This window comes from Rathayibacter sp. AY1C9, from assembly GCF_002932315.1.
Taxonomy (GTDB): Bacteria; Actinomycetota; Actinomycetes; order Actinomycetales; family Microbacteriaceae; genus Rathayibacter.
In genome coordinates, this window is the sequence record NZ_PSVZ01000017.1 from 59,478 (window position 1) to 80,589 (window position 21,112).

Here is a 21,112-nt window from a genome sequence, read left to right on the forward strand (position 1 = left end):
GGGCTGGCGCGTTCCGAAGGAGAGCGGGCAGGCCTCCGTCGTCGCGCGCCAGGACGTGCGTCGGAAGTCGCCGGCGAGAAGCGACGCGAAGAACGGGACTCCGTGGCGGACGGCGTGGCGGAGGGCGTGGGATTCGAACCCACGAGACGTTTCCGCCCACCAGTTTTCAAGACTGGCTCCATCGGCCGCTCGGACAGCCCTCCCGGCCGCTCCCGCAGGAGCGACACCCGATAGTAACCGCCGAGCGCGCGGGACCGTGATCAGCGCAGCGCCGAGAGCGCGACCGCCACGCCGTCCTGGTGGACCGAGGGGATCACGGCGGAGGCCACGGCCCGCACCTCGTCGGGCGCCTGCCCCATCGCGAGCCCTGCGCCCTCGGCGGCGGCCCAGGTGAGCATCTCGATGTCGTTGCGGCCGTCGCCCAGCGCGACCACGTCGCTCCGCTCGATGCCCAGCTCCTCGCGGACGACCTCGAGCGCGGTGGACTTGTTGACGCCGTGCGGGGCGATGTCGAGCCAGGCGGTCCAGCCGATCGCGTAGCTGACCTGGTGCAGGCCCATCTCCTCGACCAGAGAGGTGAACTCCTCGATCCCGGTCTCGGGCGAGATCACGACGACGCGGGTGCACAGCCGGCCGAGCAGCTCCTCGAAGGGGACGTGGGTCGTCTCGGCACCCATCACGGCACCGCCCGGGAACGCCTCGGTGTAGAAGAAGGCGCCGTCCGCGTCCTCGACGGCGTAGTGCGCGTCGGGGAGGGAGCGGCGGATGGTCTCGAGGACCTCCGTCGGGTCGAAGGTCTCGACCGTCTCGGGGACGTAAGCACCGGACGCGTCGCGGCGGAGCGTGACCGCTCCGTTGCAGCAGATCACGTACTCGGGCGAGATCCCGAGGCGCTCGACGACCGGCAGGGTGGAGGAGGGCGAGCGCCCGGTGGCGAGCATCACCTCGTCGCCCTGGGCGGCCACGCGGGTGATCGCGTCCGTCACCGCGCGGGTGATGGTGCCGTCCTCGTGCATGACGGTGCCGTCGATGTCGAGGGCGACGAGGCGGCGGCCGGAGGCGCGGGCCGCGCTCATGCGACGGGCTCGAGCACCTCGAGGCCGCCGAGGTGGGGCCGCAGCGCCTCGGGGACGAGCACCGAGCCGTCCGCCCGCTGGTGAGTCTCGAGGAGGGCGACGATCCAGCGGGTGGTCGCGAGCGTGCCGTTGAGGGTTGCGACCGGAGCCGTCTTCCCCGACTCGGTGCGGTAGCGGGTGTCGAGGCGGCGGGCCTGGAACGTGGTGCAGTTCGAGGTCGAGGTCAGCTCGCGGTAGGTCTCCTGCGTGGGGACCCACGCCTCCACGTCGAACTTGCGCGCCGCGCTCTGGCCGAGGTCGCCGGCCGCCGTGTCGATGACGCGGTAGTGCAGGCCGAGGCTCTGCAGGACGTCCTCCTGGTACGAGAGCAGGCGCGCGTGCTCCGCCTCGGCGTCCTCGGGGAGGGTGTAGACGAACATCTCGAGCTTGCTGAACTGGTGCACGCGGATGATGCCGCGGGTGTCTCGCCCGCCCGAGCCCGCCTCGCGGCGGTAGCAGGTGCTCCAGCCCGCGTAGCGCTTCGCGCCGCCGGAGAGGTCGAGGATCTCGTCGGCGTGGTATCCGGCGAGGGCGACCTCGCTGGTGCCGGTGAGGTAGAGGTCGTCGTCGCGGAGGCGGTACACCTCGTCGTCGTGCTCGCCGAGGAAGCCGGTGCCGTCCATGATCTCGGGGCGCACGAGGGTCGGCGTGATCAGCGGGGTGAAGCCGGCGGCGAGCGCCTTCTCGAGGCCCAGGTTCATCAGCGCGATCTCGAGGCGGGCGACCAGGCCCTTAAGGAAGTAGAAGCGCGCGCCGCTGACCTTCGCGCCGCGCTGCATGTCGATGCCGTCCAGCAGCTCGCCGAGCTCGAGGTGGTCGCGCGGGGCGAAGTCGAAGACGGGGCGCTCGCCGACCGTCCTGACGAGCTCGAACGACTCCTCGCCGCCCGCGGGGACGCCCTCGATGATCGGGTTGGCGATGCGCTTCACCAGCACGGTGAAGGCGTCGTCGGCCTCGGACGCCTCCTGCTGGGCCTGCTTGGCGGCGGCGGCGAGGCGCTGGGCCTCGGCGACGAGGGCCGCCTTCTCGTCCTTCGGAGCCTTGGCGACGGTCTTGCCGAAGGCGTTCTGCTCGGCCCGGAGCCGCTCCGCCTCGGTGATCGCCGCACGGCGCACGCGGTCGGCCTCGAGCGCCTCGTCGACCAGCTCGACGGAGTCGCCGCGCGCCTCCTGCGAGCGCTTCAGGACGTCCGGGTTCTCGCGCAGAAGTACGGGATCAATCACCCCAGCAGTGTAGAGGAGGGCCGGGACGGGCCGCCGCCCGCGCGTACCCCCGGGACCGGCTGAGCATCGGCCGCGAGGAGGCATCCGATCGCGCGGACGGCTGCGAATGTGAGTCATCCCCCGAGAACGTCCCCCCGCGTTCGACACCCCTGCTCCCCTGAAGGCTCTTCCATGCACGCCACCCCCCTCATCGACGCGACCCCCGGCGTCGTCCTCGAGCGCGACGGCTCCGGCGCCCGGATCACCCTCAACCGCCCCGACGCCCTCAACGCGATCGATCTCGGCACCGCGCGACTGCTGCTGAGCACCGTCGCCGACCTCGACGCCGACGCCGGCTGCTCCGTCATCGTGATCGCCGCGGCCGGCCGCGCGTTCTGCACGGGCGGCGACATCTCGGCGATCATGGGGTCCGAGAACCCGGACCACTACCTGCGCGACGTCGCGACCACGACCGCCCAGGTGATCCGCCTGCTCGAGGACAGCCGCGCCGTCGTCGTCTGCGCGATCGACGGCATGGTCGCCGGCGCCGGCATCGCCTTCGCTCTGGCCGCCGACATCGTGATCGCGACTCCCGCCGCCCTCTTCCTCAGCGCGTACGGCGACGTCGGGCTCGTCCCGGACGTCGGAGTCACCGCCGCGCTCCCCCGCGTCGTCGGCCGCCGCCGCGCCCTGGACTTCGTGCTGTCGGGCCGCCCGGTCCGCGCGGCCGAGGCGCTGGAGTGGCAGCTCGTGACCGAGGTCGTGCCGCGCGCCGACCTCGCCGGCCGCGTCGACGAGCGCCTGCGCGCCCTGGCGGCGAAGCCGGCGCACGTCGCGTCCGCCGCCCGCCGCCTCCTGCGCACCGACCCGCTCGACCGCGCCGAGCGCATCGTCGAGGAGACGGACACCCTGGTCGAGTTCCTGGCGGTCCCCGCCACGCGCACGCTCCTGGACGCCGAGCACGAGCGCCAGGCCCGCCGCGCCGCCCGGGCGACCGCCTCGCTCTGACCCGGCGCGGGCGTCCTCGACGACGCTCCGGCTCCGGGCCGGGCGGACGTCCGCCCGACGGCCCGCGGATCGGCCGGGCGTTCTCCTCCGATCTCGGCTACGGTGGTCCCCGCGAAGGGGAGTAGTTCCCACCGTCCGCCGAGCGGACGACGAGGCGCGTCGACATGCTGGTCCGGGACGATCCGGGCCCGGCGCTCCACCCCGGCTCCGGCCGGGGCGAACGAGACCTTCGGTCAGTCGACGCACGTCCTGACCGGTCCTCTCGCGCGGGTCGGCGGACCTGAGCCAGGAGATCGCATGGCGACCACCGCCCCCACCCCCAGTCCCGCACAGGTGCGCCGCTGGCGCCGCTACCTCGCCGACGAGCTCGCCGAGGCCTCCGTGTACCGCGACCTCGCCGGCCGCCGCTCCGGCGAGGAGCGGGAGATCCTGCTCGCGCTCGCCGTGGCCGAGGGACGCCACGAGGAGCACTGGCGCGAGCTGCTCGGCTCCGCGGCGGAGCCCGCGCCCCGCCCGGACCTCCGCACGCGCTTCCTCGGCTTCCTCACCCGCCGTTTCGGCTCCGTGTTCGTCCTCGCCCTGATCCAGCGCGCCGAGGCCCGCTCCCCCTACGCCGACGACGACGACGCCACCGAGGCGATGGCCGCCGACGAGCGGATCCACGGCGAGGTCGTCCGCGGGCTCGCCGAGCGCGGTCGCAACCGCCTCTCCGGGACGTTCCGCGCGGCGGTCTTCGGAGCGAACGACGGCCTGGTCTCGAACCTCGCCCTCGTGCTCGGAGTGGGAGCGAGCGGAGTCGGGACGGGCGTCGTCCTGTTCACGGGCATCGCGGGCCTGCTCGCCGGCGCCCTCTCGATGGGCGCGGGCGAGTTCGTCTCGGTGCGCTCGCAGCGCGAGCTGCTCTCGGCCTCCAGCCCGGACCTCGACGCGAACCGCATCGTCCCCGATCTGGACGTCGACGCGAACGAGCTCGCCCTGGTCTACCGCGCTCGCGGGATGACCCAGGAGCAGGCCGACGCGCGTGCCGCCTCCGTCTTCACGGGCCTGCGCGGCGGCGCCGTCACCTCCCCCATCACGCTGGGCGGTCCCGCAGGAGACCCCGACGTCGACGAGCACGAGTCGATCGGCACGGGCATGGGCGCGGCGCTGTCGAGCTTCTGCTTCTTCGCCTCGGGCGCGATCATCCCGGTGCTGCCCTACCTGCTCGGCCTGACGGGGCTCGCCGCGGTGGTTGTCGCCTGCGTGCTCGTGGGCATCGCCCTGCTCGCCACCGGCGCGGTCGTCGGGCTGCTCTCAGGCGCCCCGCCGCTGGCCCGGGCGCTGCGCCAGCTCGGGATCGGCTACGGCGCGGCCCTGGTGACCTACCTCCTCGGCCTGCTCTTCGGCGCGTCCGGAGTCTGAGCCTCGGCCTCGAGGAGCTGCGCGGACTCGCGCGGCTCCTCGGCGCGGGGCCGCACGACGACGCCGCGCCACCGCAGCGCGGCCACTCCGACCGCCAGCAGCAGCGACGCCGGCAGGCAGCCCAGCAGGGGGATGCAGGAGTAGTAGAGGAGTTGCCGCTGGATCCACGCGGGCGAGGGCACGTCGGAGTCGCCGTAGTAGGGCGGAGGCGGCGAGGAGTAGCCGGTGTAGAGGAGCGCGAGGCCGATCAGGGTCCCCGCGAGGCCGGCGAGCAGGAGCACGAGGAGCCACGGGTTCCGCAGCAGGGGCGCCTCGCGCACGGGCTCGGCGGGAGCAGCGGGAGCGGGGTCGGCGGCCGGCTCCGGCAGGGGTGCGGGCGCGGTCTCGGCGCCGAGGCGGTGCGACCGCCGGCCCTCGGCGGCTCCGGCGATGTCGGGCAGGGCCATGATGCGGCGCGGTCCGGGCACGGACGAGGAGCCGGGGCGGACCACGCGCGACTCCGGGAGCGCGGGACGAGCGGCGGCTCCGGACGTGGCGGCGGGAGCGCCGGGGGCGGCACCCGAGCCGGGCCTCGCGAACGCCCGCTCGTCGCCTCTCAGACGCTCCACCGGTCCCGAGAACCCGCGCTGGAAGGCCGGGTCGTAGCGCGGGTCGACCCGTTCGTCGTCGTCAGTCATCGTCGCGACCCGTCATCGTCTTCCCCGGTCATCGTCGACCTCCGGCTCGTGGGAGAGGATCCCGCGCAGCCAGTCGCGGGCCTCGAGGAACACCTCGTCGTCGTAGCGTCGCACGGAGGTGACCGGGCGGCGGTCAGCGCGCGGATACGAGCCGAGGAAGATCACCTTCGGGCTGAAGCGCCGCAGCCCCATCAGCGCGTCGGCGACCCGCTCGTCCTGGACGTGCCCGTCGAGGTCGATGACGAACCGGTACCGGCCGAGGGCATCGCCGATCGGCCGCGACTGGATCATGCTCAGGTTCACCCCGCGGGTCGCGAACTGCTCGAGCATGTCGAGCAGGGCGCCCGGCTGGTCGGCCGGGAGCTCGGCGATCACGCTGGTCTTGTCGGCGCCGGTCGGCTCGGGCAGCGCGTGCGAGCGCGAGACGTGCACGAAGCGCGTGACGGCGTTCGGGTTGTCGCCGATCCGCTCCGCCAGCACCACGACGTCGTGGTGGGCGACGATCCCGGGAGGGGCGATGGCCGCGTCCGCGGGCGATCCGCCCAGCAGGTCGACGGTGGCCTGGACGTTGCTGGAGGCGGGCAGGTGCTCGTGGCTGGGGATCTCGCGGTCGAGCCACACCCGGCACTGTCCGTAAGCCACGGGGTGCGCGGCGACGGTGCGCACCTCCTCGAGGCTCGTCCCCGGGCGGCCGACCAGGATGAACGACACCGGCACCAGGTACTCGCCGACGATGCGCAGCCCCGGGATCCGCGCCAGCGCGTCCTGCGCGGCCGTCACTCCGCCCTCGACCGAGTTCTCGATCGCGATCACCGCGCCGTCGCTGCGTCCGGTGACCAGATCGCTCAGCGCCTCCCCCACGTTCGCGACGCTGCGCCACAGCTGTCCGCGCGCCTCCGGGACCTGCGCGAGGGCCGCCTCCGTGAACGTGCCGCTGGGCCCGAGATAGCTGTAGGCACGGGTCTCGGGGGCGCTGTCGGGCATGGCGCAAGCCTAGCCAGCCGCGGTACCCCTGGAGGGGGCCGGACTGCCACTATGGTCCGCATGACCGATCGCGCAGGGAAGCCGGCACAGGCCTCCGATCTCATCGACGTCGAGGCCCTCGTGAGGGCGTACTACGAGAAGAAGCCGGACATCTCCGACCCGGCTCAGAAGGTGGTGTTCGGCACCTCGGGCCACCGCGGATCCTCGTTCGACACGGCCTTCAACGAGGACCACATCGCCGCCGTCACCCAGGCGATCGTCGAGTACCGGACGGAGCAGGGCATCACCGGCCCGCTGTTCATCGGCGCCGACACGCACGGGCTCTCCCGCCCGGCCCTCACCACCGCCCTCGAGGTCCTGGTGGGCAACCAGGTCCGCGTGCTCGTGGACGAGTTCGACGACTTCGTGCCGACGCCGGCGCTCAGCCACGCGATCCTCCGCTACAACAACGACCCCGCGCACACCGACCGGGCCGACGGCATCGTGGTCACCCCCTCGCACAACCCGCCCCGCGACGGCGGCTTCAAGTACAACCCGCCGCACGGCGGCCCCGCCGACTCCGACGCGACGACCTGGATCGCCGACCGGGCCAACGAGCTCATCGCCGACGGCAACCGCGGCGTGACCTCGGCCGAGCCCTCCGCGGTCGAGACCTACGACTACCGCACGCACTACGTCGCGGACCTGGCGAACATCATCGACCTCGACGCGATCCGGAAGGCCGGCGTGCGGATCGGGGCCGACCCCCTCGGCGGCGCCTCCGTGCACTACTGGCAGCTGATCTCCGAGATGCACGGCCTCGACCTGACCGTGGTGAACGGGGAGGTCGACCCGGCCTGGGGCTTCATGACCCTCGACTGGGACGGCAAGATCCGGATGGACCCGTCCTCCCCCAGCGCGATGGCCTCGGTGGTCGCGCGCGCCGGCGACTTCGACATCCTCACCGGCAACGACGCCGACGCGGACCGGCACGGCATCGTCACCCCCGACGGCGGGCTGATGAACCCCAACCACTACCTGGCCGTCGCGATCGACTACCTCTACCGCCACCGCACCGGCTGGCGCGATGACGCGGCGATCGGCAAGACGCTGGTCTCCTCCTCGATCATCGACCGGGTCGCGGAGTCGCTGGGCCGGCGCCTCTGGGAGGTCCCGGTGGGCTTCAAGTGGTTCGTCCCCGGGCTGGTCGACGGCTCGGTCGGCTTCGGCGGCGAGGAGTCCGCGGGCGCCTCGTTCCTCCGCTTCGACGGCACCGTCTGGACCACCGACAAGGACGGCATCCTCCTCGCGCTGCTCGCCTCCGAGATCGTGGCGGTCACCGGGAAGAGCCCGTCGGCGCTCTACCGCGAGCTGACCGGGCGCTTCGGCGACCCGGTCTACGAGCGCGTGGACGCGGTGGCGACGAAGGCGCAGAAGGCGGCCCTCGGCAAGCTGGACGGCGACGCGATCGCGGCGACGACCCTCGCCGGGTCCGAGATCACCGCGAAGCTCTCGAAGGCGCCGGGCAACGGCGCGGCCGTCGGAGGCGTCAAGGTCGTCACCGAGGACGCCTGGTTCGCCGCGCGCCCCTCCGGCACCGAGGACGTCTACAAGATCTACGCCGAGAGCTTCCGCGGCCTCGACCACCTACACGAGGTCCAGGCCGAGGCGCGCACGATCGTGGACGCGGCGCTGAACTCCTAGGCGCTGCGCTCAGTCGCCCGAGAAGGCTCGTTCTCGGAGTGGAGAACGAGCCTTCTCGGGAGACTGAGCGGCGGTGAGGAAAGGGCCGGCTACCAGCGCGGGTGGACGGTGGGGCGGAAGTGGGTGTCGTAGAGGGCGTTCACGGCCTCCATGAAGGCGGGGCCGAGGGGCGCGGCGGAGGCGGCGGCCGCGTTGGCGCGGGCCTGCTCGGGCGAGCGGGCGCCGGGGATCACCGAGGTGACGCCCTCCTGCTGGATGATCCAGGCGAGCGCGGCCGCCGCGGGGGCGAGGCCGTGGTCGTCGGCGAGGCGGGAGAACTCCTGCGCGGCCTCCACGCCGGTCGCGAAGTCGACGCCCGAGAAGGTCTCGCCGACGTCGAAGGCGGAGCCGTCGCGGTTGTAGCTGCGGTGGTCCTCCGGCGCGAACACGGTCTCGGTCGTGTAGCGGCCGCTGAGCAGGCCCGAGGCGAGCGGGACGCGCGCGAGGATGCCGACGCCGGCCTCGCGGGCGGCGGGCAGCACCTCGTCGAGCGGCTTGAGGCGGAACGCGTTCAGGATGATCTGGACGCTCGCGACGTTCGGGCGGGCGATCGCGGTCAGCGCCTCCTCCGTGCGCTCGACCGAGACGCCGTAGGCGGCGATCGCGCCCTCGGCGACGAGGGTGTCGAGGGCGTCGTAGACGGCGTCGTCGGAGTAGACGGAGGTGGGCGGGCAGTGCAGCTGCACCAGATCGAGAGTGTCGACGCCGAGGTTGGCGCGCGAGCGGTCGGTCCAGGCGCGGAAGTTGTCGAGCACGTAGTTGGCGGGGATCTGCTCCGCGCGACGGCCCATCTTGGTGGCGACGAAGACCTGCGCGTCGGGGTGCGCCGCGCGGTAGGCGCCGATCGTCCGCTCGCTGCGGCCGTCGCCGTAGACGTCGGCGGTGTCGAAGAGGGTCACCCCCGACTCCACTGCGGCGTCGAGCACGGCGAGGGCGTCGGTCTCGGCGACGTCCCCCCAGTCGGCACCGAGCTGCCAGGTTCCGAGGCCGACGACGGAGACGGGGGCGCCGGTGCGTCCGAGGATTCGAGTTTCCATGCCTCCACCGTAGGTGCGGCCGAGCCCGCGGCGGACCCCCTTGCGCGTGCTCTAACGTCGAGGGCATGCCCCTCCTCGTGCTCGGAAGCGCCAACCTCGACCACGTCCACCGGGTCGCCCGCATCCCCGCCCCCGGAGAGACGGTGCTCGCCCTCGACGCGAGCACCTTCCCGGGCGGCAAGGGCCTCAACCAGGCCGTCGCGGCCGCACGGACCGAGCCCGGCACCGTCTTCGTCACGAGCCTCGGACGCGACTCGGCGGGAGACCGGCTCGTCGCGGTCCTCGGCGAGGAGCCGCTGGAGCTGCGCGCCCGCCGCGGCGACGTCCGCACCGGCACCGCGCAGATCACCGTGGACGAGCGCGGGGAGAACGCGATCGTCGTCGACTCCGGGGCGAACGCCGCCCTGGTCGGGTTGACCGCCGAGGAGTCGGCCCTGGTGGCGGCGGCCGACGCCCTGCTCCTCCAGCTCGAGATCCCGACGGCGACGGTGACGGAGGCGGCCCGCGCCGCGCGCGCCGGCGGCACGGTGTCGATCCTGAACGCCGCCCCGATCGGCCCGCTGCCGGAGGAGCTCCTCGCGGTGCTCGACGTGCTGATCGTCAACGAGCACGAGGCCCGCGAGCTCGCCGCCGATCGCGGCATCACCGCCGCCGACGACGACGCGCTCGCCGCTGCCCTCACCGCGCTGGTGCCGCTCGTGCTGGTCACCCTCGGCTCCGACGGCGTCGTCGTGGCGGTCCGCGACCGCGAGCCGGAGCGCACCCCGGCCTTCCGGGTGGAGGCCGTGGACACCACCGGCGCCGGCGACACCTTCTGCGGCGCCTTCTCGGCCCGGCTCGCCGCCACGGGAGCACGGCTCGACGATCCGGAGCAGCTGGTCGCCCTCACCCGCTGGGCGAGCGCGGCCGCGGCGATCTCGGTCACCCGCGCCGGAGCGGCGGTGTCCGCGCCGACGGCGGCCGAGACGGACGCGTTCCTCGCCGAGCGCGCCTGAGCGGGAAGCTCTTCGGGGAGGCTCGCCTGAGCGGGAAGCTCCTCAGGGGGAGACGGCGCGGACACCGACCTCGGGCGGCCCGCAGCACCGTCGCTCCGGTCGGCACGGTGCACTCCGAAGAAGCACGGGACCGCCCGGCCCGGCTCCGCTCCTCACGGCGAGGCGTCCCGCCCTGCGGACAGCCGCGCCCGCTCCCCGATCCGGCTAGTCGATCGCGGCGACCCGGACGGTCACCCGCGGCCGCAGCTCCGGATGCACCCGGACGCACCACTCGCGCACCGCGGCTCCGATCGCGCGCGCCACGTCCGGCGCGGACGCCTCCGCGGTCACGCAGAGGTCGACGGCCACGGACACCTCGTCCCCCGCGACGCGGACCAGGACCGGATCGGCGAACGTGCCGCCGCTCGCGGTGCCCAGCGGCTCGACCACGATCCCGGTCGTGCTCAGCGCCGTCGCCGCGTGCGCGAGCACGTCGCGCACCTCGGGCCTGGCCGGCATCAGGGTCGCGACACCGTCGAGGGCGCGCAACTCCGCAGCGAGCGCGGACACCGGATCGACCGGGGCCGCCGCCTCGAGGCCGCTCACGACTCCTCCGTCCCGGGGACGTAGACGTCCTCCACGCGGACGTCGATCCTCGACACCCGCAGCTCGGTCTGGGTCAGCAGCCGCGAGTGCACGCGCTCGCGCACCTGCTGGGCCGCCTCGGCGATCGGCACCCCCCAGAAGACCGAGATCGTCAGCTCCACCACGACCTCCGCGCCCGGCTCGGCGATGTCGCCGACCAGGCGGCAGCGGCCGACCAGCACGCCGGCGACGCTGTCCCCCGCCTCGCGCACGAGTCCGCGGACCGCTCCCTCGGTGATCGTCAGCGCCACGTCGGGCTGGACGCTCGCCAGCGGGATGTCGCGTCCGGCCCGCGACTCGCGGCGCACCTGGGTGAGGATCGAGCCGAACCAGCTCTCCTCCGGCGCGGGCAGGCGTGCGGCGTCGTCGTCGATGAGCGCGCCGGAGAGGGCGCGCACGCGCTCGAGGGCGCGCAGAGTGCGCCGGTGCTCCGGCGACTCCTCGATGGCGGGGTCGTACGGAGTGCGCCCGCGGTCGAGGTAGTCGCTCAGCTCGTCGATGCCGATGCCGTCGCCCTCCTGCTCCGTCGCGTCCGCCTCCTGCTCGAGCGCGGGCGGCAGCACGACGTCGTGCTCCCCCGCGCGCTCCGGCCCGTCGCCGGGACCCTGGTCCGCGTTCATCGCGTCTGCTCCCTCATCGCCAGTCCTCCATCGCCACGACCAGCGACTCGCGCGCTCGGGCGAGCTTGCCCCGCACGGCGGTCACCGTGAGACCGAGGTGATCGGCGATCTCGTTGTACGACTCCCCGCCGACCTCGCGCAGCACCCAGCACTGCCGCTGCGACTCCGGCAGCTCGGACAGGGCGTGCGCGAGAGCCCGCATGGCGTCGCTCTGCTCGGCGGCCTCGAACGGGCCGGGCTCTCGGGCCGGGGGATGCTCCACGGCGTCGACGTCGTCGGTCGGGCGGCGCTGGCGCAGCAGGTCGACGCTGGAGCGGCTGACGATCCGCATCATCCAGCTGCGCACGCTCGCCGGCTCCTTGAGCTGCGGGAGCTGCGCCCAGACCGTGATCAGCGCGTTCTGCACGGCGTCGGAGGCGTCGGCCTGCGAGCCGGTGAGCCGCCAGGCGTAGGCGCGGAGGATCGACTGGTGCCGCTTGACGAGCACCTCGAAGGCGCGCACGTCGCCCTCGGCGGAGCGCTCGGCGAGCAGCGCGTCGCTCGCCGCTTCCAGTCCGGCCACGGCGCCTCCTCCCTCTCCGCTCACGCGGCCTCGGGCCGCCTCTCAGGTGACGCTCAGGAAAAAGTCCACCGAGCACCGTGACGAACGCCGTCCGGGCTCCGTCTCACTCATGAAAGCACAGCCCGACCGGATTCCCGCCGGGCCTTCGACCCCGGTCTGCTCAGCAACGGCAGCCGATGAGACGTCCAGGAGACCTCATGAGCGACACCACGCGCACCCCCTCCACCACCCGCGTCGACAAGACCTCCGTCGACACGGTCACGAGCCTCGGCGGCTCCCGGACCTCCGGCACCGCCCAGGGCACCACGGTCATCGACGACAGCGTCGTGGCCAAGGTCGCCGGCATCGCGGCCCGCCAGGTGCCCGGCGTCTTCGCCCTCGGCAACAACGCCGCCCGTGCCTTCGGCGCGATCCGCCAGGCCGTCGGCGGTGCCGACCACGCCCAGGGCGTGAGCGTCGAGGTCGGCGAGACCCAGGTCGCGGCCGACGTGACCATCGTCGTCGAGTACCCCGTGCCGATGCAGAAGGTCGCCGACTCCGTCCGCGCCGCCGTCTCCGAGGCCATCACCGAGCTCGTCGGCATGGCCGTCTCCGAGATCAACGTCGCCGTCGTCGACGTGCACATCCCCGGCGACGACAAGGACGACGAGGCCACCGAGAGCCGCGTCCGATGAGCGACTTCCAGCGCCCCGCGCCCACCGCCCCCGGCGGCCGCAGCACCGTCCTCGGTGTCGTGGTCGGCGCGATCCTCGCCTTCGCGGCCCTGATGTTCGGATTCTGGGGCTTCGTCCTCACCGCCCTCTTCATGGCCCTCGGCGTCGTGATCGCCCGCATCGCCGACGGCACCCTCGACGTGCGCAGCCTCGTGGACGTGTTCCGCGGCCGCACCACCTCCCGCTAGGAGCCCGCCGTGACCGCTCTCGACACGCGTCCCGCATCGCCGGTGGCGGGCACCGTCACCATCACCGTCCGCTCCATCGAGCGCGCCGCCGTGGCGATCGTCCACGAGGAGCTGGGCGTGGAGGTCTCCGCGATCCGCGTCCGCCTCTCCGATGACCGGGGCGGCCTCGCCCTCGCGGTGACCGCGCCGGTCGTCGTCGAGCCGGGCACCGCCCCGGCCGGCGGCTCCCTGCTCGAGCGCCTGCACGGCGATCGCACCCGCATCGCCTCCCGCATGGAGGCGCTGACCGGGCGCACCGTCAGCCGGATCGACATCCGGGTCGCGGGCACCCGCACCCGAAGCACGAGGAGAGTCGCATGAGCCCCGCACCGTCGGCGCCCGACACCCGCTACAGCCGCTACCTCCGTCGCGAGACCCACAAGTCCCGCTCCGCCGCGCAGATCGTCGTCCTGGTGCTCATCGCCCTGGTCGCGGCCTATGTCGGCACGGAGGCGGTGCTCGCGATCCTCGGCGCCGCGCCCCTGCTCGCCGCACCGTCCGCCCTGCTGGGCGCGATCGTCGGAGTCGCGTCGCTGGCGAACCCCGCCCTCATCGGCGTGGCCGTCGGCGCGGGCGTCCTCGCCCTGGTCCTGCTGGTGCTCGCACTGGCGCCCGGGGCCCGGGCCCGCCACACCGTGGACGACGACCGCCTCGCCGTGGTCGTGGACGACGGCGTGATCGCCTCCTCCCTGGCCCGCGCAGCCCGCACGGCCGCCCACTCCCGCCGCGAGGACACCCGCGCCTCGCTCGGGCGGCGCACCGCACTGGTCGAGGTGACCCCCGCCTCCGGCATCGCGGTCGACCGCGACGCCGTGCAGAGCGCCGTCGACGAGGAGCTCGCCCGCATCGGCGCGAAGCCCGCCCCGCGCTCCACCGTCCGCGTCTCGACCTCCGGGAGGATCTGATGACCACGAGCAACCGCTTCGTCAACCGGCTCGTCCTGCTCGTCGTGGGCCTCGTGCTCGCGCTGGTCAGCGCCGGAGCCGTCCTGATCGCCGTCTCGCAGCCGGTCCGCGACTCCGTCCTCTCCTTCGCCGACGGCGAGGGCGCGGCCCTGGTCTCGCGCCTCTCCCCCGAGGAGGGCACCGCCTGGAGCGATGCCGCCGTCCTCTGGCCGCTCTACGCCGTCGTCGGGATCTGCCTCCTCGGCATCGTCCTCGCGCTGGTGATGGCCTTCGCCCACGGTCACGGCCGCACCGGCACCGTCCTCCGCGACGAGGCCGAGGGCGCGCCCGCCGGAGGGATCGAGATCGCGACCGGCTTCGCGGAGGACGTCCTCGAGACGGCTCTCGCCGGGCGGACGGAGCTCCTCGACGTCACGGTCGCGGCCTACCGCCACGGCTCCGAGACCGCGCTGAAGGTGCGCGTCCTCCCCCGCGGCGGCGTCTCGCCCCGCACCGTGGTCGACGCCGTGCACCAGGAGGTCGACGCGCTCGACGCCCTGCTCGGCGCCCGCCTACCGGTCCTGCTCGAGGTCGCCTCGAGCGCCCGGGCCGGCTTCTCCAAGGAGGACCGGGTCGCCTGACCCCGGTCCCGCAGCTTCCCCGGCACCCGCCGGCGGATGGTCACACCGAACAGAAGGAGCCCCTCATGGGTGCAGACGACAAGATCCGCAACGCAGCCGAGAACCTGGTCGGCAAGGCCAAGGAGGCCGTCGGCAAGCTGACGGACAACGAGCGCCTCGAGGCCGAGGGCCAGGCCGACCAGACCAAGGCCCACACCAAGAAGGTCGGCGAGGACGTCAAGGACGTCTTCAAGAAGTGATCTGACCGGAACCTCGACGGGGCCGTCACCGCATCAGCGGTGGCGGCCCCGTCGTCGTGCGTGGAGCGGGTGCCTCGAGCGTCAGACGCCCCAGAACATGATCCGGCCGGCGGAGGCCGCGTCGATGCTCTGGTCGTGGTTGTCGGCGGTGTGCGAGGAGTAGAGGATCCTGTCGCCGTCGACGCTGGTCACGACGCCCGTGTGGTCCCAGTCGCCCGAGCCGTCCCAGTCGAACTGGACGATGTCGCCCGGCTTCACCCGGCTCCGCTCGGAGTCGGGGATGGCGGTCGCGCGCTCGGGGTGCGCGGCGAGGTAGGCGTTGAACGCTGTCGACGACGCCCAGGCGGAGCTGTAGCCGCCGGAGGAGGAGTAGCTCCATTCGCCGTCCATCTCCCAGCCGCGGGCGATCAGCGACTGCGAGGTGAAGTTGACGCAGTCGTTGCCCGAGATCACGCCGTACTGGGCCGAGTTGTAGTCGTTCCAGTAGGTGGAGAGGTAGTCGAGCTGCGAGGCCAGGCGGCTCGCGTCCAGTGCGGCCTGGGCCTTCGCGGCCTCGATCGCCGGGTCGGGCGTGTAGGCGAAGGTGATCGCCGAGGCGACGACCTTCGTGCTGGCGAGCACGCCGGTCGCGGCGGGGCTGGGAGTGGCGGTCGCGGTCGGGGCGGCGAGGTCGGTCGAGGCCTCGGCCGTCGTGCCCTCCGCGGCGCCCGACGTGTCGACGGCCGGCTGCACCGCGTCGGCCGGGGTCCCGTCGACGGTGACCGCCGCGGCGGAGTCGGTGACCGCGTCGAACGTGATGGCCTGACCGTCGGCGTCGAAGAAGGCGACCGGGACCTCGCCCGCTGCCTCTCCGTCGGCCGGAGGGGCGGTGACCGTGATCTGGTCGGGGTTGTCGACCGCGACGCTGCCCTCGGCCTCGCCGAAGCGGACGGTGGCGACCGAGTCGAGGTTCGATCCCTCGAGCGTCACGCTCGTGCCGCCGGCGACGGTGCCGGAGGTGGTGGAGACGGAGCTGAGGACGACCCGGGCGGAGGCGGTGGTCGCGGGGAGCACGGCGACGCTGGTCGAGGTCGGAGCAGCGGAGGGCGTCGCGGTGGCCGACTCGGCCGAGGAGCCGGTGCCGACGGTGAGGCTCAGGCTCGACGCGACGGCCACGACGACGAGCCCGCCGGAGACGGCGAGCGCCAGCGTGCGCGGGGACGGGCGGAAGAAGGATGCCCCGCGGCGGGCGGGCGCGGTGCGGAGCCGGTGCCCCTCCGCTTCGCGGCGGTCGCGGCGGGCCGGATGCGGCCCTCGCGCTCGCGGGCCTCGCGGCGGGTCAGCGGAGCGCCGGGGGTCGGCGCGGGGGTCGCGGGGTGGTCGGCGGGCAGGGTGGAGCGGGTGGAGCGAGGGGGCACAGAGAGGTCTCACGGGTCGGCGGCTCGGCGGGGGACCGGGCTCGGGAGCAGGGGAAGCGGCTATGTCACCAGGCGGGGGTGGGAGACCCGTCAGACGGGCCTCCGAAAGCGCTCCGAATAACAGTACGGTAACGAGCGGCGCGTGTCACGCCCGATCGTGTCCGTCTGTGATCGCTAGACGGCCTAGGAAGTGGTCCCCGGCGCGTAATCGGGCGCATCCGGAAGGCCGAAGACGCGCTCGAGCGTCTCGATGCCGGAGTCGTGCAGGTACCCGGAGAGCTGGGTCCCGACATATCGCAGGTGGTACGGCTCCGACTCGTACCCCGTGATCGGAGTGGTGTCGGGCTTGTAGCGCACGAGGAAGCCGAAGCGGTGGGCGTTGGCGCCGACCCACTGCCCCTCCGGAGTGTCGCCCCAGCAGATCTCGAGCGCGCACGCGCCCGACGCTCCCACCACGTCGACCGCCCAGCCGGTCTGGTGCTCGCTGTGCCCCGGGCGCGCACTCGTCGCATCCGCTCCCGCCTGCCCGCGCGAGGACACCCAGCCCGCGTAGACGCTGACCTGGGTGTCGTAGGAGCGGTAGGCGCTCTGCACCGCCAGCGAGAGGCCGGCCTCGGAGCGGGCGGCGGCGAAGAGCGGGACGAGGGCGTCCGCGGTCGCCTGGCGCATCGGCTGCCGGTTGACGTAGGGCACGTCGGGGAAGGTCAGGTCGGCGGGGACGTAGTCGACCGGCGCGAGCGTCCGCAGCTTGTTGACGACGACCCAGGTGCTCGCCGGGTCGTCGACGGACTGCGCGGTGAGGTCGATCCCGGAGGCGGTGGGAGTGGGTGTGGGAGTCGGAGTGGCGGTCGGCTCCGCTGTGGGCGCCGAAGTGGTCGCGGCGGCGGAGGGCGACGGAGCGGGCGGCGCCGTCGAGGGGGTCGGCGAGGGCGCCGGCGCTCCGTTCCCGATGGCGGCTCCGACCCCCAGCGCGGTCAGGCCCGCCGCGGCGGCCACACCCCCGATGACCAGGGCTCGGCGGCGGACGGGGCGCCCATCGGTCGGCTCGTTCTCGTTCGACGTCATCCTCCGAGCCTAGACAGACCCGTTCCTGCGCATCTGCTGAAGCACCGGCGATCGGTTCTGTCCACCCGTGCCCCTCCACGCGGGTCGCGCATATCCTCTAAGGATTCACATAAGCAGACCCCCTAGCTTGAGTGACAGCCACGACTCCGTGTGCGACCGCCCCCTCGGCCGCACGGCCCCCCACGGAGCCGTCGATGGAAGGACCCCATGCTCCGACCCCTCACCGCACCCTCCGTCCCTCTCGCCGCCCTCGCTCGGACGCTCGAGATCGGCGACGAGGGCGGCCTGACGGCCGAGATCAGCGGAGTGACGCTGATCGCCTCCGACGTCGAGCCCGGCGACCTCTTCGTCGCCCTGCCCGGGGTCAACCGCCACGGGGCCGAGTTCGTCGAGCAGGCCGTGGCCCGCGGCGCCTCCGCCGTGCTGACCGACACCGCGGGCGCCGATGCCGCGCGCGCGACGGGTCTGCCCGTCCTCGTGGTCGACGACCCCCGCTCCCGCCTGGGCGCCGTCGCCGCCGCCGTCTACGGGACGGCCGAGCGCTCCCCCGTGCTGCTCGGCGTGACCGGCACCAACGGCAAGACGTCGACCGTCCACATGCTCGAGGGGATCCTCCGCCAGCTCGGCGTCGTGCCCGGCCTCAGCTCGACCGCTGAGCGTCACATCGGCGACACCTCGGTGACCAGCGGCCTGACCACCCCGGAGGCGACGGAGCTGCACGCGCTCGTCGCCCGCATGGAGGAGGAGGGCGTCGGCGCGGCCGCGATCGAGGTCAGCGCCCAGGCGCTCACCCGCCACCGCGTCGACGGCGTGGTCTTCGACGTCGCCGGCTTCACGAACCTCAGCCACGACCACCTCGACGACTACGGCGACATGGACACCTACTTCGGCGAGAAGGCCCAGCTGTTCCAGCCCGATCGCGCGCGCCGGGCCGTCGTCTCGCTCGACTCCCCCGCGGGCGCGCGCCTCGTCGAGGTCGCCGGCGTGCCGGTCACCACGATCACCTCCCTCCCGGGCGTCGACGCCGACTGGACCGTGACGGTGCTCGAGCAGGAGTTCGGCCGCACCCGCTTCCGGATCGGCAACCGCGAGGGCCGTGCCATCACGACCTCCGTCCCGATCATCGGCACCCACATGGCCGCCAACGCCGGACTGGCGATCGTGATGCTGATCGAGTCCGGTCGGCCGATCGGCGAGATCCGCGCCGCGCTGCACCGCGACGGCGGAGTGGACGCCTCCCTCCCCGGCCGCACCGAGCGCGTCTCCGGCGACCGCGGCCCCACGGTGTACGTCGACTTCGGACACAGCGCCGACGCCTTCGCCCGCACCCTGGAGGCCGTCCGCGAGGTCACTCCCGGCCGCGTGGTCATGGTGTTCGGCGCCGACGGCGACCGGGACGCGCTCAAGCGCCCGGCCATGGCCGGAGCCGCCGTCCTGGGCAGCGACGTGCTGGTCGTCACCGACCACCACCCGCGCTTCGAGGACCCGGCCTCGATCCGGCGCACCCTCGTCGACGCCGCCCGCGCCGCACGTCCGGACGCCGAGATCCACGAGGTCGACGACCCCAAGCGCGCCATCCGCGTCGCCGTCTCCCTGGCGCACGAGGGCGACGCCATCCTCTGGGCCGGTCCTGGGCACCAGAACTACCGCGACATCCTCGGCGTGCGCACGCCGTACTCTGCCCGAGCCGAGGCCCGCGCAGCGCTCCGTGAGGCCGGCTGGGCGGACGAGGCGGTCCCCGCTCCGGCCTGATGCACGGCCCCGGCACGGCGGCCCTGAGATCCCGTTCAGGCTCGCCGGACGCTCTGTCGCGCTCTCCGCACGCGGTGTAACTTTGCGCAGCACGCAACGTTTGCGGCGGATCGCCGTGCCTGGACGCGTCCGCCAGACAAGGGGACCACCGTGGCCGACTCCGCCTCCGCTCCATCCGCTCCGACCTCGACGCCGTCCGGCGCCGTGATGTCGCACCGGCAGATCCTGTTCGTCATCTTCGGGCTGATGGCGGGGATGTTCCTCTCCTCGCTCGACCAGACCATCGTCGGCACCTCGATGCGCACCATCGCGGACGACCTCGACGGCCTCTCGCAGCAGGCGTGGGTGACCACCGCCTACCTGATCGTCTCGACGATCGCGACGCCGATCTACGGCAAGCTCTCCGACATCTTCGGACGCCGCCCGCTCTACCTGATCGCGATCGTGCTGTTCCTGATCGGCTCGACGCTCGCCGGCTTCTCGACCTCGATGCTCGGCCTCGCGGGCTTCCGCGCCGTGCAGGGCCTCGGCGCCGGCGGACTCATGTCGCTCGCGCTCACGGTGATGGGCGACATCCTGCCCCCGCGCGAGCGCGCCAAGTACCAGGGCTACTTCCTGGCCGTCTTCGGGATCTCCAGCGTCGTCGGACCGCTCATCGGCGGCCTGCTCGCCGGCACCCCCGAGATCCTCTTCATCACCGGCTGGCGCTGGGTCTTCCTGATCAACCTCCCGATCGGCGCCGTCGCGCTCTTCATCGTCGTGCGGTTCCTCCACCTGCCCAAGCCCGCCGGCAAGCGCTCGGTGCGGATCGACTGGTGGGGCGCCTCCCTCGTCGTCATCGCCGCGGGACCGCTGCTGCTGATCGCCGAGCAGGGCCGCGAGTGGGGCTGGGGCTCGCCGATCGCGTGGGTCTGCTACATCGTCGGCGCGCTGGGCGTCATCGGCTTCATCGCGGCCGAGCGGATGATGGGCGACGACGCGCTCATCCCCCTCAAGCTCTTCCGCTCGCCGACCTTCTCGATGGCGACCGTGCTGGGCGTCCTCGTCGGCTTCGGCATGTTCGGCGGCATGATGGCGATCCCGCTGTACCTGCAGCTGGTGAACGGCGCCACGCCGACCGAGTCCGGCTTCCTGATGCTGCCGATGATCCTCGGCCTGATGATCGCCTCGATCGTCTCGGGTCAGATCATCTCGCGCACGGGCCGCTACCGCGCCTTCCCGATCGTCGGCACGTTCCTGATGTCGGCCGCGTTCTTCTACTTCACCTTCGTGACGATCGACAAGCCGGTGATCTTCATGATGGGCGGGATGCTGATGCTGGGCCTCGGGCTCGGGCAGATGATGCAGACCCTCACCCTGGCCTCGCAGAACTCGGTCGACGTGGCGAACATGGGAGTCGCGACCAGCGCCTCCACGTTCTTCCGCCAGATCGGCGGCACCCTGGGCACCGCCGTGATCTTCTCGGTGCTGTTCAGCCGGATCCCCGACACCATCGCCGCGGCCTTCAAGAACCCGGCGCTCGCGGCGGATCTGCAGCGGGCCGCCACCGACCCCGCCGTCGCCGCGGACCCGGCCAACGCCGGGATCCTGAAGCTGCTGCAGTCGCAGGACACCGCCGCGATCGGCTCCGCGCTCGACGGGGACACGTCGTTCCTGAACACCGCGGACCGCGCCCTGTCGGCCCCGTTCCTGACCGGGTTCAACGACGCGACCGTGACCGTGTTCCAGGTCGCGCTGGGCGTGGTCCTGCTGGCCTTCGTGCTCTCGTGGTTCCTCAAGACCCCGCCGCTGCGGGCGAAGTCGGCCATGCAGGAGGCGCACGACCTCGCGGCCGAGGACAGCGCGGAGGAGCTGCGCCGCACGGACCCGCAGCTGGCCGCGCGCGCCGGGGCCGACCTGGCCGCGGGCAGCATCGAGCCGGACGTCCGGACGGACTCGATCCGCACCGCTCCTCCCCGCGACGGGCACGGCGCCCACCGGGCCTGATCGGGAAGCGCCGGCCGACCGCGTCCTGCGCTCCGCTGCTCTCCTCCGAGGCGCCGCCTCCGCCGTCCGGACACCGCCCTCACCGCGGTGTCCGGCCGGGGAGGCGGCGCCTCGCGGTCGTCCGGGGTGCGTTGTCCCGCGTTCCGGGGCGAGAGAGCGCTCCACCGGGGCTCTAGGATGGTCAGGCCGCTGGTCACCGAGGTGTCGCCGATGTGACGCTCAGCGGTCGAGCTGAGGCCGGGCACGACGCCGAGCTGGCGG

General features: G+C 73.4%; 22 protein-coding genes and 1 tRNA gene. 12 read left to right on the top strand and 11 right to left on the bottom strand.

Translation table 11 applies throughout. The features are described from left to right. Positions 1 to 115: 115 nt before the first annotated feature. From C5D09_RS12065 to serS, 3 genes are all read right to left on the bottom strand, one after another. Positions 116 to 203 (bottom strand) — tRNA-Ser (locus C5D09_RS12065). A 57-nt stretch (positions 204 to 260) separates the two neighbouring features. After that, positions 261 to 1,076 carry an HAD family hydrolase gene (locus C5D09_RS12070; RefSeq protein ID WP_104247582.1) on the bottom strand — a complete coding sequence of 272 codons (816 nt, stop codon included), beginning with the start codon at positions 1,074 to 1,076 and terminating at the stop codon, positions 261 to 263. After that, positions 1,073 to 2,338, bottom strand: coding sequence for a serine--tRNA ligase (serS, locus tag C5D09_RS12075; protein WP_104224965.1), 1,266 nt, complete (start codon positions 2,336 to 2,338; stop codon positions 1,073 to 1,075). Before serS ends, C5D09_RS12070 begins: the two co-directional genes overlap by 4 nt. 171 nt (positions 2,339 to 2,509) lie before the next feature. Here serS and C5D09_RS12080 point away from each other — a divergent pair, with 171 nt between their 5' ends. Both C5D09_RS12080 and C5D09_RS12085 read left to right on the top strand, forming a co-directional pair. Continuing rightward, entirely contained in the window at positions 2,510 to 3,325 is an 816-nt protein-coding gene (locus tag C5D09_RS12080; protein ID WP_104269397.1) for an enoyl-CoA hydratase/isomerase family protein, read from the top strand. 297 nt (positions 3,326 to 3,622) lie between these two features. Next, complete coding sequence (locus C5D09_RS12085; protein WP_104224963.1) at positions 3,623 to 4,726, top strand: VIT1/CCC1 family protein; 1,104 nt, start codon at positions 3,623 to 3,625, stop codon at positions 4,724 to 4,726. Here the strand turns inward: C5D09_RS12085 and C5D09_RS12090 are convergent. Together C5D09_RS12090 and pheA are read right to left on the bottom strand one after the other, a co-directional pair. Beyond that, complete coding sequence (locus C5D09_RS12090; protein WP_104224962.1) at positions 4,687 to 5,403, bottom strand: hypothetical protein; 717 nt, start codon at positions 5,401 to 5,403, stop codon at positions 4,687 to 4,689. The genes C5D09_RS12085 and C5D09_RS12090 overlap by 40 nt on opposite strands. 12 nt (positions 5,404 to 5,415) lie before the next feature. After that, positions 5,416 to 6,387, bottom strand: coding sequence for a prephenate dehydratase (gene pheA, locus C5D09_RS12095; RefSeq protein WP_104226780.1), 972 nt, complete (start codon positions 6,385 to 6,387; stop codon positions 5,416 to 5,418). A 60-nt stretch (positions 6,388 to 6,447) separates the two neighbouring features. Here pheA and pgm point away from each other — a divergent pair, with 60 nt between their 5' ends. After that, positions 6,448 to 8,070 (top strand): phosphoglucomutase (alpha-D-glucose-1,6-bisphosphate-dependent), encoded by a 1,623-nt coding sequence (pgm, locus tag C5D09_RS12100; RefSeq protein ID WP_104269406.1) that lies wholly within the window; start codon positions 6,448 to 6,450, stop codon positions 8,068 to 8,070. A gap of 89 nt (positions 8,071 to 8,159) precedes the next feature. Here the strand turns inward: pgm and C5D09_RS12105 are convergent, their stop codons facing one another. Next, on the bottom strand, positions 8,160 to 9,146 hold the full coding sequence (locus C5D09_RS12105) for an aldo/keto reductase (protein WP_104226781.1): 987 nt from the start codon (positions 9,144 to 9,146) through the stop codon (positions 8,160 to 8,162). Positions 9,147 to 9,211: 65 nt separating this feature from the next. Between C5D09_RS12105 and C5D09_RS12110 the strand changes: the two genes are divergently transcribed. Beyond that, entirely contained in the window at positions 9,212 to 10,141 is a 930-nt protein-coding gene (locus tag C5D09_RS12110) for a ribokinase (RefSeq protein ID WP_104269398.1), read from the top strand. Positions 10,142 to 10,345: 204 nt separating this feature from the next. On the opposite strand, the gene C5D09_RS12115 is transcribed toward C5D09_RS12110, so the two are convergent. Genes C5D09_RS12115 through C5D09_RS12125 form a run of 3 tightly spaced genes read right to left on the bottom strand, consistent with a single transcriptional unit; the run spans position 10,346 to position 11,947 of the window. Continuing rightward, positions 10,346 to 10,726: a hypothetical protein gene (locus C5D09_RS12115; RefSeq protein ID WP_104269399.1), complete on the bottom strand. Its 381-nt coding sequence runs from the start codon at positions 10,724 to 10,726 to the stop codon at positions 10,346 to 10,348. Then, entirely contained in the window at positions 10,723 to 11,385 is a 663-nt protein-coding gene (locus C5D09_RS12120) for an Asp23/Gls24 family envelope stress response protein (RefSeq protein ID WP_104233947.1), read from the bottom strand. The genes C5D09_RS12115 and C5D09_RS12120 overlap by 4 nt, the downstream gene beginning before the upstream one ends. A 13-nt stretch (positions 11,386 to 11,398) precedes the next feature. After that, complete coding sequence (locus C5D09_RS12125) at positions 11,399 to 11,947, bottom strand: RNA polymerase sigma factor (protein WP_104269400.1); 549 nt, start codon at positions 11,945 to 11,947, stop codon at positions 11,399 to 11,401. Positions 11,948 to 12,144: 197 nt separating this feature from the next. Here C5D09_RS12125 and C5D09_RS12130 point away from each other — a divergent pair, with 197 nt between their 5' ends. The 6 genes from C5D09_RS12130 (at position 12,145) to C5D09_RS12155 (ending at position 14,651) form a co-directional block, all read left to right on the top strand. Further along, positions 12,145 to 12,621: an Asp23/Gls24 family envelope stress response protein gene (locus tag C5D09_RS12130; RefSeq protein ID WP_104226785.1), complete on the top strand. Its 477-nt coding sequence runs from the start codon at positions 12,145 to 12,147 to the stop codon at positions 12,619 to 12,621. Then, on the top strand, positions 12,618 to 12,848 hold the full coding sequence (locus C5D09_RS12135) for a DUF2273 domain-containing protein (protein WP_104224954.1): 231 nt from the start codon (positions 12,618 to 12,620) through the stop codon (positions 12,846 to 12,848). Before C5D09_RS12130 ends, C5D09_RS12135 begins: the two co-directional genes overlap by 4 nt. 9 nt (positions 12,849 to 12,857) lie before the next feature. Then, a complete protein-coding gene (locus tag C5D09_RS12140; protein ID WP_104269401.1) occupies positions 12,858 to 13,208 on the top strand; it encodes a hypothetical protein in 351 nt (116 codons plus the stop codon). Then, entirely contained in the window at positions 13,205 to 13,792 is a 588-nt protein-coding gene (locus C5D09_RS12145) for a DUF6286 domain-containing protein (protein WP_104226787.1), read from the top strand. Before C5D09_RS12140 ends, C5D09_RS12145 begins: the two co-directional genes overlap by 4 nt. Then, on the top strand, positions 13,792 to 14,412 hold the full coding sequence (locus tag C5D09_RS12150; protein WP_104224951.1) for a hypothetical protein: 621 nt from the start codon (positions 13,792 to 13,794) through the stop codon (positions 14,410 to 14,412). The genes C5D09_RS12145 and C5D09_RS12150 overlap by 1 nt, the downstream gene beginning before the upstream one ends. Before the next feature lie 65 nt (positions 14,413 to 14,477). Next, positions 14,478 to 14,651, top strand: coding sequence for a CsbD family protein (locus tag C5D09_RS12155; protein ID WP_104226788.1), 174 nt, complete (start codon positions 14,478 to 14,480; stop codon positions 14,649 to 14,651). Positions 14,652 to 14,732: 81 nt separating this feature from the next. Here the strand turns inward: C5D09_RS12155 and C5D09_RS12160 are convergent, their stop codons facing one another. Beyond that, positions 14,733 to 15,806: an amidase domain-containing protein gene (locus tag C5D09_RS12160; RefSeq protein ID WP_181135043.1), complete on the bottom strand. Its 1,074-nt coding sequence runs from the start codon at positions 15,804 to 15,806 to the stop codon at positions 14,733 to 14,735. Positions 15,807 to 16,231: 425 nt separating this feature from the next. Then, entirely contained in the window at positions 16,232 to 17,113 is an 882-nt protein-coding gene (locus tag C5D09_RS12165; protein ID WP_104269403.1) for a D-alanyl-D-alanine carboxypeptidase family protein, read from the bottom strand. A 207-nt stretch (positions 17,114 to 17,320) separates the two neighbouring features. Here C5D09_RS12165 and C5D09_RS12170 point away from each other — a divergent pair, with 207 nt between their 5' ends. Together C5D09_RS12170 and C5D09_RS12175 are read left to right on the top strand one after the other, a co-directional pair. Beyond that, a complete protein-coding gene (locus C5D09_RS12170; protein WP_104269404.1) occupies positions 17,321 to 18,865 on the top strand; it encodes a Mur ligase family protein in 1,545 nt (514 codons plus the stop codon). Positions 18,866 to 19,072: 207 nt separating this feature from the next. Next, on the top strand, positions 19,073 to 20,851 hold the full coding sequence (locus C5D09_RS12175; protein WP_104226227.1) for an MDR family MFS transporter: 1,779 nt from the start codon (positions 19,073 to 19,075) through the stop codon (positions 20,849 to 20,851). Positions 20,852 to 21,112: the final 261 nt, after the last annotated feature.